This is a genomic window from Dyadobacter sp. CY351 (assembly GCF_021502625.1).
Lineage (GTDB): Bacteria > Bacteroidota > Bacteroidia > Cytophagales > Spirosomataceae > Dyadobacter > Dyadobacter chenhuakuii.
This window is the reverse complement of sequence record NZ_JAKFFU010000007.1, coordinates 351,796-368,885: the sequence shown is the minus strand read 5'-3', so window position 1 is coordinate 368,885 and position 17,090 is coordinate 351,796. Positions and strand designations below refer to the sequence as shown.

Genomic DNA, 17,090 nt, shown 5'->3' with positions numbered 1-17,090 from the left:
TCGATCAAAAACCATGCTGATTTCCATTTGTATACCCACCTATTCGCGCCTGGAATACCTGAAACAATCGGTGCAGAGCTGCCTGGAACAAAGCTATGCCGACATTGAAATATGCGTATCGCAGGACCCCAAAAAGGACGGGCCCGACCAGCAGATCATGGAATGGTGCCAGGAGCAGGCCGCAAACATTCCGTTTTTCAAATACAACCTGAACATTCAAAATCTGGGACTGGCCGGCAACTGGAACGAATGTGTGCAGATCGCTTCGGGAAAATACATCATCATCATCGGAGACGACGATATCCTGATGCCCGGGTTTATACATTCGCTGGTGGAAATGCTTGAAAAGCAGCGCGCGGACGTGGCATTCAGCAATCAGTATTTTATAGATGAACAAGGAGAAATACTGCACGCATTCACCGATGAAGCCAATGCTGCTTACCACCGCGACGCCCTGCCGCACGGACCCATTGCGGACGCAGTAGCCACGGTTTTGAACAATAGCGTGCCCATGTCGGCAGCGCTGATCCGGCGCGACCTGCTTTTGAAATACCGCTTTGATACAACCCTTAACACACCCGAGTTCGAGGTTTTCCTGAAAATAGCCGTAAAGGGAGGAAACTTTGTCTACCATTCCGGCAAACTCGCCTGCTACCGCGTGCACCCGCTGGCAGCCACTTCGGGCGGCCTTACCATTGACAAACTGTTGCGCAATGTGATCAGCATTGACGTGCCGCCAGGATACCAGCAGCAGAAATATGATTTCGTATCATCCAAGCTGATTCCCGGCATCAATATGAGCCTCCGCAGGGGAGACAAAAAATTGGCTATCGCGTTTATGAAAAGCCCTTATTACCCAAAAAACAAATTGCATATCAGGCTCGCACAGGCGATGATTTCGACGCTGCCGGCCTGGGCCATACAAAGAATCTTATAACTGCCCGAAATGAAGATACTGTTCATTTGTCCATCCCTGCAAGAAGGATCCGACGGCGTCGGGGACTATGTGCGTCGCATGTCGTCAGAGGTGATCAGGGCCGGTCACCAGGCATGTATTGTTGCCTTGAATGATGTACACGCACACCCGGAAGACCAGGAGCGCATCCAATATGACAGAGGGTTGGCAATACGCGTCACCAGGCTGTCCAGCCGCCTGCCGCGGGCCGAACGGATGATCCTGGCCGGTGAATTCATCCGTATGTCCAGGCCCGACTGGATCAGCTTGCAATATGTGCCTTATGGATTTCAAAAAAGGGGATTACCATTTGGTCTGGGCGGATCACTGCAAAAAATCACTGCGGGCATTCCCTGCCATATCATGTTTCACGAAATGTGGGTGGGCATTACCAGGCTGTCACCATTGAAACACAAGCTTTACGGATTTTTCCAGATCCGCATTGCGAGGGAACTGGTGCAAAAGCTTGGTCCGCAGATCATCACGACCAGCAACAGGCTTTACCAGCTGGTGCTGGAAAACAAGCAGATCGCAGCAGAAATCCTGCCTCTTTTCAGTAACATTTCATTTATGCCAAAGGACGCCCGATTTGTGGATTCAGTTTATGAACAACTTGGCATATCACAGCCTGAACGCCACCAGTATCTGCTTATTGGATTATTCGGAAGCCTTTATCCGGGCTGTAATCTTGACAAAACCATACGGGAACAGCATTCGGCAGCATTATCCGAAGGCAGAAAGCTGGTTTTCATTGCCTTCGGGCGCATTGGAGCTTCCGGCGAATATGAAAAACTGAAAGCGCAATTTGAGGACCAGGTAACATTTGCCAATCTCGGCGAATTACCGGAAGCAAAGGTTTCAACCGTATTGCAAATCCTGGACAAAGCAATATCCGGTACGCCACGGCAGCATTATGGCAAAAGCGGCGTGTATGCAGCCATGAAGCTGCACAAGCTCGAAGTGCTGACTTCTTCCTGGAACTCCATCCCGGAATACGACAGCCAGATCAGCGGCTATAATGATTTTCTGGAAGAAAAAGAACCTGAAAAATGGAGCACTCAGTTCGTCTCTAACGAATTTCTTAAAATGCTAGCAAACAGCAACTTAACAGCGCCAAAACTAAGCTAACGCATATGGATCGTTTTCTCACAATTGACTCAACCAAGGGCGGCAACGGGGATATCTGGATGCGGCTGGTAGGCTTTTATGCCGTCTCTGATCTGCTGCCCGACTATAAGCTGAGGATCTGCATTCCCTCTTATTTCGGAACGCTGGCGGACTTTGCATTCGGCGACAAACTGATCATCGTCACAGACAATTCCTGTAAACCGGATTTGACATACACCAACCTGGGAATCAGACATTTGTTTCAAGATCTGATAAAAGGAAAGCGCTTCATATCCCCGTATCAGCGTTCGGTTATTCACGACAAAAAGAAGAAAGCGCTTAAAGACTATATCAACACTTGGATCTTTAATGTGGCGGACGTGCTGGGACTGGTCCAGATTCCCGCTGCTCAATGGATTTCGTGTTACCAGGGTTATCTGGACATTATTGGGATTAAAAAACTGAGGCACATTTCTTACGGGGATTTTAAAATTCAGGTAGAAAAATTTCATCCGCGGTTGCTTGAAAAATTCAGCACACCGGTACACGCTTCCAGTTCGCTGAACATTCCCCATGACCTTCATGAGCACATTGTTTTTTTCCCAAATGGCACCAGCAGGCAGTTTGTTCCGCTCTGGTGGGCGCAGAAACATATGCCGGAAGCTTACTATGCTTTTTTTGCCAATGATGCCTATGCCGATACATTCGAAAAAGCAGGGTTGAAAGTCATTCGGTTCCATAAACCCATGGACATCATCAGGCTGGCCCAGGGAGCAAGGTGGGCGATCAGTACGGACAGCTTTCCATCGCATCTGTTACAAACAGCCAGTAAAAAATGCACTATTCTGCTCACAGAAGCCCTGCGGGCCCGGATCGTGTCGCCTGCTTTCAAAGGAAAAGTGGTGGATGCGGACGCCATTTGTCACCCTTGCCTGCACCTGGCCAGAGACTTACATCCGCTATGCGCAGCCGGTCACAGCGAATGCATTAACTGGCAAAAATCCACCTATACGGCAAACATTCTCAGATCCGTGCATGCGCTTGCTGATCATTCCTAACCCATATTGAAATGAAAATTTCCGTTTGCATTCCAACTTACAACCAGTCCGAGCACATCGGGCTGACCATCCGTAGTGTGATGGTGCAAACGCTGTTACCGGATGAGATCATTGTTTCCGATGATCACAGTACGGACAACACCTGGAAGATACTGGAAACCCTGGCGGCCGAGATCAGTATCCTCAGAATTATCCGCCAGAAATTTAATAAAGGGATTTCCAAAAACACAGACTCCTGCCTGCGGGAAGCAAAAGGGGAATTTATTGTAAGGCTTGATTCCGACGATGCCCTGCTGCCCGAATACATTGAAACACTTTCCAAATTGCTAACCCACCATCCGAACGCAGGTTATGCGCACGCTGCCGTGCGGGAAATAGATCAGCAGGGTTATGCGGGCGAGCCGCGAAGACTTATGCGCAACGCTGGCTTTCAGCGCAGCCCGGACGCATTAAGAGCGGCATTGAAAGGTTACCGCGTCGCTGCAAACATCCTCATGTTCAGGCGGGAAGCTCTTGAAAAGGTGGAATACATCCAATGTTCCCAGGATTTCGCGGAAGACTACTATCTCTCGGTGTGCATTGCCAAAGCGGGATTTGGAAATGTGTACAGTCCGCAAATTCTGTCCGCCTACCGCGTTTGGACGGATCAGGGGAATGTTCGGAAACGGCGTAAGCTTGCGGAAATCAATGGTTTGAATGCCGTTCTGAGCGATGCATTAATGCCGGCATTTGCGCAGCATCATTGGGATACAAAACCTGTCGTAAGCGCCAAACAGCGTTTCGCAATTGCTCATTCGGGATGCCTGTCATGGAAAGTGTATTCCAAGCAGGAAAAGGCAGAACTCGAAACAGCGATTTTGGAATTATCCTCGGCACCGGCGACAAAATTTTTTATCTGGACCCATAAAAACGGTTTAGGAAAGGTGCTTGAATCGTATCAGCATACCGCCGCAGTCATTAGACAAAACATAAAGAAACTGATTTTAACCAGGCCACAGACCAGATGAAAGTGCTTGTCTCACATCCAACCGGGAATGCAAATGTACGTGCCATTGCGAGGGGTTTTGAAGAAGCCGGTAACCTCCACAGCTTTTACACGACCATTGCCACATTTCCCGACACGGTAATGGATAAGCTTTCCCAGCTCCCCGGATTATCAGAGCTCAGAAGAAGAAAGTTTGACGAAGCGCTGCACACTAGCACGCATACTTACCCATGGTTTGAAATCGGAAGGATGATCAGTAATAAAACAGGCATGAAATCCCTTACCGCACACGAATCGGGCATTTTTTGTATTGACAAAGTATATCATAGCCTCGATAGGTACGTCGCCACACAACTCGCCAGCCTTAAAAAAAGTGGACTAAATGTGGTTTATGCCTATGAGGATGGAGCGCTGGAAACATTCAGACAGGCCAAAAAACTGGGTATGACGTGCGTTTACGAACTCCCGATCGCTTTCTGGGAGACTAGCCGCCGCCTGTTAATGGAAGAAGCTGCCAGACTACCCGAATGGTCGGAAACGCTCGCCGGGGGTATCAATGATTCGAAACAAAAACTTGAACGAAAAAGCATGGAGCTGGAACTGGCCGACATTGTCGTCACGCCAGGAAGCTTCGTGGCCGATTCGCTGGGAAAATTGGTAACCGACAAAAAACTCATCGTATCCCCTTTCGGCTCTCCCGAAAACCAGTTACCCACCAGAAAAGACACACCTGGTAACCGGCCCCTTCGCGTTTTGTTTGCAGGAAGCATGGGACAGCGCAAAGGACTTGCAGATCTTTTCGAGGCTATTAAAATATTGGACACGACACAAATTGAGCTGGTTGTTTTAGGCAGCTTAATGCAGGAACTGCCCTTTTACAGAAAGCAGCTTTCGCATTTCACATACGAGCCCACACGCCCGCATGCGGATGTGCTGAGCCTGATGCGCAGCTGCGATGTTTTTTGCCTGCCATCGATCGTCGAGGGACGTGCGCTGGTGATCCAGGAGGCGATGAGCCAGGGATTACCCGTGATCATTACATCCAATACAGGCGGAAAAGACCTGGTAATTGAAGGTGAAACGGGTTTTGAAGTCCCGATCCGCAACCCGGAAGCCATTGCTGAAAAACTTAGATGGTTCATTGATAACCCCGGTCAGCTGGAACGAATGAGCGCCAATGCACAACGGCACGCAGCCAGTTATTCATGGGCCGGATATACCGACAAGATCATTGTGGAAATTGAAAAATATCAGAAAAAAAACGGCGCTACAAAATGATGCAAACCGGCCCCTGGGATAATGACACCGAGATGGAAGAGGAGATCAACCCGGAAATACTCCGGCAGCAAAAGGTTGTGTCCTACATTAAAAAAGGGATATGGCTCTATTTCTGGCTGTTGATCCTGGAAGGCGCATTGCGTAAATGGGTCTTCCCTAGCCTGGCCACGCCCCTGCTCATCGTCCGCGATCCGGTGGCGATCGCCGTGCTGATCATGGCATTCAGAGAAGGCATTTTCACGAGCAATGCGTACACCATTATTGCCATAATAGTCACATTCGTATCGTTTTTGCTCACCCTATTCGTCGGCCATGCCGATGTTACCGTGGCTGTTTATGGCGCCAGGATCATGCTGGTGCAATTTCCGCTGCTTTTTGTGATCGGGACCGTTTTCACATACACGGACGTGATAAAAATGGGTCGTATGCTGCTCATCATCGCGCCTTTCATGACCATACTCATGGCTATGCAGTTTTACAGCCCGCAGTCTGCCTGGGTTAACCGGGGCGTAGGCGGGGATATTGCCGGCGGAGGTTTTAGTGGGGCAATGGGCTTTTACCGGCCGCCGGGCACTTTTTCTTTCATCACCGGACTGGCTTCGTATTATGGGTTTGTGGCGATTTATGTCGTATTTTTTTGGCTGGACAAGGCACAGCATGTGAACAAGTGGCTGCTCATCATTGCCACCGGCTGTATGCTTGCCGCCATTCCCATGTCCATCAGTCGCACGCTGCTTTTTGAGGTTATTCTCGCTTTTCTGTTTGGTGTGCTCGCGGCATCGCGGCAGCCAACCTATCTGCCGCGCATGGCTGGAACCCTGATTGCCGGAATCATCCTGTTTGTGTTTTTGTCCAATTTCGGCTTTTTCCAAACCGCCACAGAAGCATTCATCTCCCGTTTCGAGTCGGCCGACAGGATCGAAGGCGGGCTGAAAGGGACATTGGGCGACCGCTTTTTAGGCGGCATGGTCTCGGCAGTCACAGAAACCAGCGAGCAGTCCCTTTTTATCGGGAAAGGGCTGGGTATGGGCACCAATGCAGGCGCAAAGCTGATGACGGGCACCAACCGGTTTTTGATCTCCGAAGGGGAATGGGGACGCATTATCGGCGAAATGGGCCTTGTGCTGGGATTGGTGACGATCCTATTGCGCTTCCACCTCATTGCAAGCATGACACTTAATTCCATCCGGGCATTGCGGGTTGAGAACTTTCTGCCGTGGATGCTCATTGGCTTTTCGCTGATCAACATTTTACAAGGCCAGTGGGCGCAGCCTGCTTCGCTGGGCTTTGCAGTGCTCTCAGGCGGCCTGATCCTCGCCGCCCTGAAAGGACCCGAATACGTTGACAATGAATCTGATTTAGAAGATTTCGATGCCGAAGTAACTCAATAACCCACTCCTTAACGCCTGCTCAACCACTTATGAACATTGTATTCTTCTCACACCCGGTCTTCCTGGGCTCCATCAGCACCCAGCGCTACGCCAAATGGCTGGTGGAAGGCATGAGGCAGCGCGGCCATCAGGTGCAGTTATGGGTTCCGGAACCCAAATGCTTCAATGTTCCGGGACCCGCCAATTTAAAAAAGTGGATGGGATATATCGATCAATATGTACTGTTTCCCTATCTGGTAAAAAAGCAGATCAGGAAGCAGCCGAAAGACACGCTTTATGTCCTTACCGACCATTCGCTGGGCCTTTGGGCGCCGCTGATCCGCGACCACAATCACATCGTGCATTGCCATGATTTCCTTGCGCAGTTCTCGGCGATGAACCTCATCCCCGAAAATAAAAACAGCTGGAGCGGGAGAAAATACCAGGGATTCATACGCGAAGGTTTTCTGAAAGCAAAGAATTTCATTTCCATTTCGGAAAAAACACAGCATGACCTGCATAGTCTGCTGGGCAGCCGTCCCGAAGTTTCGGAAGTGGTTTATAACGGACTTGTGCAGTCCTATGCACCTTGTATTGACCCGTCAGCCACATTGTCGTCGCTTCAAACCGAAACAGGGATAAACCTCAAAAACGGCTATCTGCTGCACGTGGGCGGCAATCAATGGAACAAGAACCGCAGGGGTGTTATTGAAATTTATTCCAAATGGCGTGTAAATCAAAAAAATAAACGGCCGCTGCTCATGATCGGGCCGGAACCTGACGATGTGATCAGGAAAGCACACGCCCAATCTGTTTACAAAAATGATATCCACTTTCTGGTGGACAAGCCCGACGCTTTTGTGGCGCTGGCTTACCAGGGGGCAGCCGCATTTCTTTTCCCATCCCTGGCAGAAGGATTTGGCTGGCCCATTGCCGAAGCAATGTCAAGCGGCACACCCGTGATCACAACCTCGGAAACGCCGATGACAGAAGTGGCGGGCGACGCCGCCTTGTTTATTGACCGCAGACCTGCTGACGAGCGAAAGGCCGAAGCATGGGCAACCGACGCTGCAAAAGTGCTTGAAAAACTATTGTCGTTCAGTCGCGAAGAACGGGAAAAGCTGGTAAATGAGGGATTACAGAACGTTAAGCGCTTCAATAGTGAGATAACGATTGAAAAGATCGAGAAGATTTATCTGTCCGTGGCAGGGAATGCTGCCAAAAATGTTTCACTTAACTACAACTCTGATGTTTCAGCATGATATCAACGATTCTGATCCATACAAGCGTCCGGTATTTTCGGTAGGCAACAAAATCATAAGGTTACTCTGGAAGGCAACCTGGCTGCTGCTGTGCTCGTGGACCCCTGCTCCTTTCCATGCGTGGCGGGTGTTTTTCCTGCGTATGTTCGGGGCAAAGATCGGTAAGGCCAATTTTATTTATCCCGATTGTAAAATATGGGCTCCCTGGCTTCTGGAAACAGAAGATGTGGTCACTATCGGGCCGAATGTAGAGATTTACAATCCGGGAGGCGTATACCTGGGCCATCATTCGATCCTGTCCCAGCATGCTTTTCTGTGCGGCGCCACGCACGATTACAACCACCTCGATTTTACCTATATTAAAAAGACGATCTACATCTCCTCCTACGCCTGGATTTGTTCCAAAGCCATTGTGCTGCCGGGTGTGCGCTGCGGAGAGGGAAGTGTCCTGGGTGCAGGTGCCCTTGCTTCGAAGAACCTGGAACCATGGATGGTGTACACCGGAAATCCTGCTTTACCCATCAGACAACGCAATAATTTCCTCCTCAAAAATGAACTTGACACATCCCTATAACATGCTTTACGATCTCTGCATTGCCGGCAGCGGCCCGGCTGGCATCATTACGGGACTCGAATACAGCCGACTCAATCCAGGCAAGAAAATCCTGATCGTGGAGTACGGCCATGCGGGCAAAAATGACCGGAACTCACTGGATGATTCTATCAGAATCCATAACCATGTGAACCATTACGGCCCCTATGAGTGCACCAACAAAGGCCTGGGCGGCACTTCCGCGACCTGGGGCGGCAGATGTGTGATGTATGACGAGATCGATTTTATGGAGCGCGGCGTTACCGGCGACGACTGTACCTGGGGCATGGACATTTTGAAAGACCTCGCCCCTTACCTGCCCAAAACAGCCGAATATTTTGAATGCGGCGAACCCGTGTTTAATTTGAATGAGATCAAGGAATTCAGGAACACGCATATTGCAGAAGGGTTTGAAGAAGGCATCGTGACCGACTCGGTCATTGAGCGGTGGAGCATGCCTACCCGCTTCGGGAAACGTTACGCCGAACAGTTGAAGGCATCCCGGGACATACACATTCTGGTAGGTTACGAATTCAGGGATTTTAAAGCACCCGACGCATTAGGCACAGTTTCATCCGCTACCATCCGCAATGTGCTCACCCGGCAAAGGCTGGAAATTACAGCGAAAAGGTTTGTGCTGGCATCGGGCGCACAGGAAACCACCCGGATATTATTACGCAACAAACAGCTTTTTAGTAACCTGGAAGCAGTCCCTGCTGCTTTGGGACATTATTACCAGGGCCATATTTCAGGAAAAATTGCCTCCGTTGTTTTCAACGGAAATCCTGCCAAAACGGACTACGGCTTTATGAAAGGCCGTGATAATACTTACATCCGCAGGCGTTTTCAGTTTACCAGGGATTTTTTGAAAGAAAACAACTTACTAAACACCGCTATCTGGCTCGATAACCCACTATATTACAACCCCTTACACCGAAGTGGTGCCATGTCGTTCATGTATCTGGCGATGATCACACCATTTTTAGGAAAAAAACTCGCACCGCCCGCGATTGCACAATCGATCACAAAAGGAAAAACGACTGGGATCAATGGACATATCCGGAACATTATCCGTGAATTACCGCGCTCGCTGCTAACGCCCGCAGCAATTTTTTACAAAAGATATTTATTAAAAAGGAAGCTTCCCGGCGTGTTCCTGTTTTCTCCCGAAAACAAATACGCACTCCATTTCCACTCCGAGCAGGTGCCACATTACGAAAACCGGCTTTACCTGGATGAGGACCAGGAAACGCTGCACATTGATTATTCGCTTACGGATGAGGACATTAACTCTGTGATCAAAACGCATCAGGCGCTGGATAGCTGGCTGCAAAAATGCGGCTGCGGCAAGCTCACTTATTGGTATGAAGAAGATGAATTATATGATGCGATCAAAAACATGTCACGCGATGGCATGCACCAGTCCGGCACAACAAGAATGGCCGACAGCCCCGGCAAAGGGGTGGTTGACAGCAACCTTCAATTGTGGGGAACGAGCAATGTTTACGTCTGCAGCAGCTCGGTATGCCCTACATCCGGGCAGGCCAATCCTACATTTTTGCTTGGGGCATTTGCTTGCCGCCTTGCTAAACACTTAATGATGAACTGATGAGAACAATTGAATTAGTCAAGGGTATCCACTCTTCTGTACTTGGACTGGGATGTGCGCCGATACTGGGATCCGTAGACTCGAAAAAATGCCGAAGGGCGCTCAGCCTGGCCTTTGAACACGGCATAACACACTATGATCTAGCCCGGTCGTATGGCTTCGGCGATGCAGAAGGACTGGTGGGCGAAGTGTTTAGAAATAACCGGGACAAGATTGTGCTGGCCAGCAAGTTCGGGATCAAGGCCGACTGGAAAGCCAGCCTGCTCCGTCCGATTAAACCGATAGTTCGGGCATTGCGGGGTTCGGAGAAAAAGCAGGATGCCGTTTTGCCCCCGAAGCAAGGCAACGGAAAAAATGCGTCTGATATGCTGTTCAAAAGAGTCGAGATCAACAGCATGGAAATGCAGAAAAGCCTGGAAGAGAGCCTGAAAGCATTAAAAACAGACTATCTCGATTATTTCCTGGTCCATGAACCGTTGAAAAGCATTACCAACATTGACGAGTTGTCTGAAATGGCCATGCGGCTGAAAGCTAGTGGAAAGATACGTGCATTCGGGCTGGCTTACATGCAGAATCAGAAACACCTGCACGAATCCTATTTTGACCGTTTTGATATTCTGCAATTCAATAGCCCGCCGGGCGTCCTGGCCTATCGCAAGCTGGCGGAAGAGCGCTCAGGGAAATCCGACATTATCTTTTCACCGCTGCGGGGCGGCACCTGGGAGATGAGTCCTGGCGGGAAGATCGAAAAACTGATCCGGGATTTTCCGAAAAGTGTTGTTTTATGTTCCATGTTCAGCGAATCCCACTTAAAAGAGAACGTCAGGCTAGTACCGGAATTACCCATTCACCCTTCTTGCAAATATTAATCTAAAATTTAACCCTATGATATCCGTCGTAATTCTCACCAAAAACGAGGAAAAGGACCTTCCGCTTTGCCTGGCATCCCTGAGATGGTCAAACGATATTCACATATTGGACTCGGGAAGCACTGACCATACACTGGAAATCGGGGCCGGACATGGTGTAAAAATCTGGCATAACGATTTCGAAAGCTTCGGCAAACAACGCAATTATGCACTTGATAACATTCCGTTTCGATACAACTGGATTCTGTTTCTGGATGCCGACGAGGTGATGACCGATGCTTTTTTTTCGGCTATGCGGCAAGCTGTATTACATGCTGCCGATGATGTGGCCGGTTTTTACTGCTGCTGGAAGATGATGTACGAAAACCGCTGGCTCAAAAATTGTGATAATTTTCCGAAATGGCAGTTCCGTTTGATGAGAAGGGAGCATGGGCGTTTTAAGGATTTCGGGCACGGGCAAAAAGAAGACCAGGTCATTGGCAGGATCGAGTATTTGAGAGAACCCTATCTGCATTACGGCTTTTCAAAAGGCTGGTCACATTGGATCAACCGGCATAACCGGTATTCAGATGAGGAGGCCCATAGCCGGATCAACAATTGTCCGCCCTTCAAAAAAATGTTTTCCGGCCATTCAAGCGAAAGAAATCCAGCACTGAAATCATGGCTGAGCCGCCTGCATTTATGGCCGGCGATCCGGTTTACACAGGCATATTTCCTTAATTTCGGCTTTATGGAAGGCAGGCCCGGATTGATTTATTGCGTCAACATTGCTTATTACGAATTCCTGATCCAGATCAAAATGCGGGAATTGAAAAATCAGAAACCCTCGGCTCCGCAAGAATTCAAGATGGCCGACGCGTTGATCTTCTGAACCAGGTTTGATAATGTAACAAATTGTCCCTTAATGTTATACTGGGCGCTTCTATGGTTTTATAGAAAGCCAGCCCAACCAGCAACATCACCGTTACACAAACAGGGACAGCCAGGATTGTAAAGGCCGGATATTTGTGAAATATTTTATCAAAAACATTGAGGATCAGGGCATGTGTGAGATAAAGGGAATAAGCCATAAGGGCAATTTGCCTTACAAAAAGTGTCTTACCTAGCACAAAATCAGGCGAATAATAAAAAGAAACGAGCAACATTCCGGCGGAAATGACCAGAAACAGGTAACCTGCTGAATATTTGAATTGAGAATCGACATCGGCCAGCCAATACGAAGTCCCGGCAAAAACAGCCGCCCAAAACAGCGTTAAATAACCATTTGACTTAAAAGAAAATGCATAATGGTTGATAAAATAAGAAATCGTACACCCCAGCGCGATCCCGTCGAACCGGAAAATTGTAGCCGTAGTGTAATAGCCAAATTCCTTCATCTGAAAATCCCCTGCGAAAGACCGTATTACAGATGGAGTCAACGTGATGGCGACCCACATGGCGAGACGAACGTGTTTTGATGAAGTTGCACGCGAAGTGAAAAGGACAACCAATGGAAAAACCAGGTAAAAATGCTCTTCAATGCATAACGACCAGGAAATTTTAAAAAAGGGTATGACCTGATAGAAGTTTTGGAAAAAGAATAGAAAGCCAGGATCAAAGGCCTGACCTCTGCCCAAAAAAACGGCAGCATAGGAAATGACCAAAGCAGCCAGGTAGGGCGGATATGTTCGCAAAAACCTTTGCAGCCAGAAACGGACTAAATTTTCACCCACGCTTTTCTTATAGTAAATGTTGGTGATCAGAAATCCGCTCAGCACGAAAAACATTTCCACGCCATATTTGCCGATTGCGACGCTTTTATCCAGCGTAAAGCGCTCCCCGATGTGGTAGTAAATAACGAGGGCAATGGCCAGAAATCTGAAAAGATCCAGATTAGCAATCCTTTTAGAAGTGTTCATTTTGAGATTAAATAGAGCCTTTATGAATTTTTTTTCTGATAGCATTCATGACAGATCCCGGAATCACGCTTCTCGCAAATGCGAATGCAAGGCCTTTCATGGCTTTGGGAAGAATGCCTTTTTGTAAGGAAAATATATCGTGTGGCAACATGGTGGAAACGGAAGTTTCGGGAAAAGCGGGATAGTTGGTCTTGGTGCCAAATCCCAGATAAGTCAGGATTTCCGGGCTTGTTTCACTCACAAATGCCGGATTAAGCAGAATTTTTTCACCATGCCCCTCATGCAGACTTGACATTTCATCGATCTGGAACAGGTAAGTGAGCCGGCGGAAACCTGGCCGGCTGAAAGGTTCCGCCCTGTGGATGAGGTGGGTGTTACAAACGATCAAAGTTCCTTTTGGCGCCCGCACGGTCACAATCTCGTCCTTATAGTTTTTTTCAATGAATTTATCCGAAAAAAAGCGCTCTGTATGCTGCTCAGACCATTTGTAAGAATCGGGAATGAGCTGAAAAGGGTTGGTATCCCACACATCGGACAGGTAAAAGAGGAACATGATGCCCGGCAGGTCGTGTTTTCCATTGTAAGCATTGCCGGATTGGAGATTATTGTCCGTATGCCAGGGAAGGTGCGAGCGGGTATGCGTTTCGTAGATTCTCTGATTGCTGATTTTGAATGGTCTATCAAAAAAAGAACGACAAATTCCACGGATCCGCTCGGAAGTGATGACATCGTAACACTCTTTTGAAAGTGCCAGCGTATGCGAAAGATACTTCATCCAGTATGCCCGCACATAGCCCAGGTTGTTGTTATTGACAAGCAGTTCATCCGGTGAAACGATGTTGATCAGTGCGTTGACGGCATCCGGCGAAAGTGCTTTGTCAAAAACATGGTAGCCCTTTCCATATTTCAGTTCGTGCGCAATGGAGTCAGCTTCCAGACGATCGAAAGCGTCACTAAATAAGGGAAAATCCATAAATTGAATTTTAGGATTATGCAGATATGGAAAATTGCGGTGTTGTCTTACATCATGTTGATATACAGCTAAATATAATAAATTAATTTGATATTTTGAACTGATAATTTATTATTATTTCCGCAAAAAAGACCATACAAAAAATGCCGGTTTAAATTTCCTTTTTTCACCCCTAAAATCCAGCACTTCACCCCATTTTCCATTAAAGTTGGCAGATATTTCTTACATTAGATACTGTAATCCAGGCCTGATCATGCTTATTATATCGCTTGTCTTTCCCCCCTCAGCAGCGGTTCACACATCTCAGGCTTAATAAAAAAAGAAGGTCTTTTATCCCATTTACAAAGCCTTGGCAGCTTCCTGACAGGGGGTTAAACCTGTTGTGAAAATTTACTAAAAACTTACCGGAGAAATGCAGAAACGCTCCCAGGTATACGTTTGTAATCGCATGCACTGATTCACCCGGTCAGCTGCTACAGAACCGCTTTGTCAAATGAAAATTATCCACGTTGTATCCGGAATGGATCCGAAAGCCGGAGGCATAAGCCAGGCTATACGGACAATGATCGGGGGCCTTACCGACCAGGGCATTTACAGTGAAGTAGTGAGCGTGGGCCCGGAAACGGCAAACCCCGAAACCGACGATCCGTTTCCCATTCACTTTACAGGCCCCGGAAAAAGCGCATGGCAATTCAGCGCTGGACTGCAAAGCTGGCTGAAAAACAATTTGAGGCATTATGACGCCGTGCTTGTGCATGGCTTATGGCAGTATCACACATACGCTGTTTATGAAGCGGTTAGCAACATGCTTAACCCACCCAAAATTTATGTGATGCCGCATGGGATGCTCGATCCGTGGTTTCAGCAGGCGAAAGGCAGAGAGATCAAGAGTTTGAGAAACTGGTTGATCTGGAAATTTTTTGAACATCGTATTATTAACATGGCCGACGGGATTTTTTTTACGTGTGAAACGGAGAGAAAACTCGCGCGACACACATTCAGTTCCTATTACCCGAAATCAGAAATGGTTGTTGGGCTTGGCGTACATCGTCCGCCACTATATAGCATTGAAATGCAGGAGGCTTTTAGCCGGGCCTGCGATGTTAAAGGAGGCGGCTATCTGCTCTTTTTGGGCAGGATAGACGCAAAAAAAGGGGTCAATTTACTCGTTGACGCTTACTTATCCTTAAAATCCGAAGGTCACGACCTCCCCCCACTGGTCATCGCCGGCCCCGGAATGGATACCCCTTTCGGGATGGGCATTAAAAAACAAGCGCGCTATGACCAGGAAATATACTTCCCCGGTATGCTTTCCGGCCCCGCCAAATGGGGCGCATTTTATGGTTGTGAAGCGTTTTTACTGCCCAGTCATCAGGAGAATTTCGGCATTGCCGTTGTGGAAGCCATGGCCTGCAGCCGACCCGTCCTGATTTCCGATCAGGTAAATATTTGGCGTGAAATTGAGCATAACGGCGGAGGTCTGGTGGAAAAAGACACCTCCGACGGAATCCGGAATTTACTTGTCAATTGGTTGTCGCTTTCGCAGATAGACAGGGCTCGAATGTCAACCCAGGCGCGTAAGGCGTTTTTGGGAGATTTTTCGGTGGAAAAAGCGGCAGGCAAGCTCGGCAAAGTACTCTCCTGAATGAGTTTAAACAATCAATTTCCGGACTATCCCCAATGGTCCGGCAGGAATGCTACTGCCATTACTCAAACTCTTCTAACTCGACCAGACATTGAAAAAGCCAATAAACGCTACTGGAAAAAAGCGTATTTTGATATATGGTATCAATTACGCTCCCGAACTGACAGGCATAGGAAAATACACCGGCGAGCTCGGTGTGTGGCTTGCCTCACACGGACATGACGTGAATGTAATCACCGCCCATCCCTATTATCCGGATTGGGAAGTCCTTCCTTCTCACAAAGGAAAATGGTGGACCAGAGAGATACTCGATGGCGTTAAGGTATTCCGCAGTCCGTTGTATGTTCCTAAAAACGTAACATCTCTCAATCGCATATTGCACGAATTTTCATTCCTCCTTGGTATCCTGCCCTGGTGGTTCATGACGCTTTTTCAAAAGAAATTTGATGTGGTGCTTTGTATCAGCCCGCCCTTCCACATTGGCATCCTGCCGCTTATATATGCCAAGATCCGGGGTGTACGGTTCATTAATCACATTCAGGATTTACAGGTGGACGTTGCAAAAGACCTCGGAATGATCAAAAACAGGCATTTCCTAAAATTAATGTTTGCACTGGAAAAGGTCATTTTTGACTGGGGAGGCGAAGTTTCGACGATCAGCGAGGGAATGCAGCGGAAAATTCAGGCAAAAGGCATTGACCTTTCCAAGGTGATCCTTTTTCCAAATTGGGTTGATTCCGGATTTATATGCCCGCTGAGCCGGGAGCTGTCGTTGCGGAAACAATTCGGGATCAGTAACGACGACAAGGTGATTTTGTATTCCGGTAACCTGGGCGAAAAGCAGGGCTTGGAAATCATTATTGAAGTTGCCAAACTGTATATGGAACAGTCAAACGTGCATTTTGTAATTTGCGGATCGGGAGGTGGCAGGGACAAGCTGATCCGGCTCGCCAAAGAACTGGGGCTGAGTAATGTTAAGTTTTATCCACTGCAGCCTTACGAAAATCTCTCAGCATTGCTCGCGGTCGCAGACATTCACCTGGTTTTGCAAAAGAAATCGGCTTCCGATCTGGTTATGCCCTCCAAGCTGACGGGAATTCTTGCAGCTGCCGGTTGCGTGATCGTGTCAGCCGTGCCGGGCACCACATTACACGATGTGATCACGAACAACAGAATGGGCATTTTGGTGGAACCCGAAAATGTGGCATCGCTGGTGCAAGGGATCGAAACCGCATTACATCAGGATTTAAATATTCTAAGAAGCAATGCAAGAGAATATGCCCAGAAATACCTGACCAAAAACACCATCATCGGTGATTTTGAATCAAATCTGCTCGCTACTGCCTGAAAGTGAAAGCTATTTTCTGCCGGTGCATGCACTTACTTTAAAAAAATAGAAAATTAATTTTATATACTTGATAATTAATCAATTAAAAAGTACATTTGACGCAGCAGTTGAATCCAGGGCACCCCCAGCCTTATCAATTTG

General features: G+C 48.0%; 15 protein-coding genes. 13 read left to right on the top strand and 2 right to left on the bottom strand.

The window, feature by feature from the left end:
• The first annotated feature begins 13 nt into the window (after positions 1 to 13).
• From L0660_RS15935 to L0660_RS15885, 11 genes are read left to right on the top strand one after another with little or no spacing between them, the layout of a single operon-like run.
• Entirely contained in the window at positions 14 to 937 is a 924-nt protein-coding gene (locus L0660_RS15935) for a glycosyltransferase family 2 protein (protein ID WP_235160309.1), read from the top strand.
• Between the two features lie 9 nt (positions 938 to 946).
• Complete coding sequence (locus L0660_RS15930) at positions 947 to 2,083, top strand: glycosyltransferase (RefSeq protein ID WP_235160308.1); 1,137 nt, start codon at positions 947 to 949, stop codon at positions 2,081 to 2,083.
• A gap of 5 nt (positions 2,084 to 2,088) precedes the next feature.
• Positions 2,089 to 3,120, top strand: a complete 1,032-nt coding sequence (locus L0660_RS15925) for a hypothetical protein (RefSeq protein ID WP_235160307.1) — start codon at positions 2,089 to 2,091, stop codon at positions 3,118 to 3,120.
• Positions 3,121 to 3,131: 11 nt separating this feature from the next.
• Positions 3,132 to 4,127, top strand: a complete 996-nt coding sequence (locus L0660_RS15920) for a glycosyltransferase family 2 protein (RefSeq protein ID WP_235160306.1) — start codon at positions 3,132 to 3,134, stop codon at positions 4,125 to 4,127.
• Positions 4,124 to 5,383, top strand: a complete 1,260-nt coding sequence (locus L0660_RS15915) for a glycosyltransferase family 4 protein (RefSeq protein ID WP_235160305.1) — start codon at positions 4,124 to 4,126, stop codon at positions 5,381 to 5,383. The genes L0660_RS15920 and L0660_RS15915 overlap by 4 nt, the downstream gene beginning before the upstream one ends.
• On the top strand, positions 5,380 to 6,774 hold the full coding sequence (locus L0660_RS15910; protein WP_235160304.1) for a hypothetical protein: 1,395 nt from the start codon (positions 5,380 to 5,382) through the stop codon (positions 6,772 to 6,774). The genes L0660_RS15915 and L0660_RS15910 overlap by 4 nt, the downstream gene beginning before the upstream one ends.
• 29 nt (positions 6,775 to 6,803) lie before the next feature.
• Positions 6,804 to 8,015: a glycosyltransferase family 1 protein gene (locus tag L0660_RS15905; RefSeq protein WP_235160303.1), complete on the top strand. Its 1,212-nt coding sequence runs from the start codon at positions 6,804 to 6,806 to the stop codon at positions 8,013 to 8,015.
• Positions 8,002 to 8,589 carry a putative colanic acid biosynthesis acetyltransferase gene (locus tag L0660_RS15900; RefSeq protein ID WP_235160302.1) on the top strand — a complete coding sequence of 196 codons (588 nt, stop codon included), beginning with the start codon at positions 8,002 to 8,004 and terminating at the stop codon, positions 8,587 to 8,589. The genes L0660_RS15905 and L0660_RS15900 overlap by 14 nt, the downstream gene beginning before the upstream one ends.
• Positions 8,567 to 10,216: a GMC oxidoreductase gene (locus tag L0660_RS15895; RefSeq protein WP_235160301.1), complete on the top strand. Its 1,650-nt coding sequence runs from the start codon at positions 8,567 to 8,569 to the stop codon at positions 10,214 to 10,216. The genes L0660_RS15900 and L0660_RS15895 overlap by 23 nt, the downstream gene beginning before the upstream one ends.
• Positions 10,216 to 11,085, top strand: coding sequence for an aldo/keto reductase (locus tag L0660_RS15890; protein ID WP_235160300.1), 870 nt, complete (start codon positions 10,216 to 10,218; stop codon positions 11,083 to 11,085). The genes L0660_RS15895 and L0660_RS15890 overlap by 1 nt, the downstream gene beginning before the upstream one ends.
• Positions 11,086 to 11,101: 16 nt before the next feature.
• Positions 11,102 to 11,956, top strand: coding sequence for a glycosyltransferase family 2 protein (locus tag L0660_RS15885; protein WP_235160299.1), 855 nt, complete (start codon positions 11,102 to 11,104; stop codon positions 11,954 to 11,956).
• On the opposite strand, the gene L0660_RS15880 is transcribed toward L0660_RS15885, so the two are convergent.
• Complete coding sequence (locus L0660_RS15880; RefSeq protein WP_235160298.1) at positions 11,928 to 12,983, bottom strand: acyltransferase; 1,056 nt, start codon at positions 12,981 to 12,983, stop codon at positions 11,928 to 11,930. The two genes, L0660_RS15885 and L0660_RS15880, sit on opposite strands and share 29 nt — an antisense overlap.
• 7 nt (positions 12,984 to 12,990) lie before the next feature.
• A complete protein-coding gene (locus tag L0660_RS15875) occupies positions 12,991 to 13,956 on the bottom strand; it encodes a phytanoyl-CoA dioxygenase family protein (RefSeq protein WP_235160297.1) in 966 nt (321 codons plus the stop codon).
• A 493-nt stretch (positions 13,957 to 14,449) separates the two neighbouring features.
• Between L0660_RS15875 and L0660_RS15870 the strand changes: the two genes are divergently transcribed.
• The gene (locus tag L0660_RS15870) at positions 14,450 to 15,601 is read left to right on the top strand and encodes a glycosyltransferase (RefSeq protein WP_235160296.1); all 1,152 of its coding nucleotides are present in this window, start codon (positions 14,450 to 14,452) and stop codon (positions 15,599 to 15,601) included.
• Positions 15,602 to 15,692: 91 nt separating this feature from the next.
• Positions 15,693 to 16,949, top strand: coding sequence for a WcaI family glycosyltransferase (locus L0660_RS15865; RefSeq protein WP_235160295.1), 1,257 nt, complete (start codon positions 15,693 to 15,695; stop codon positions 16,947 to 16,949).
• The last annotated feature ends 141 nt before the right edge of the window (positions 16,950 to 17,090 follow it).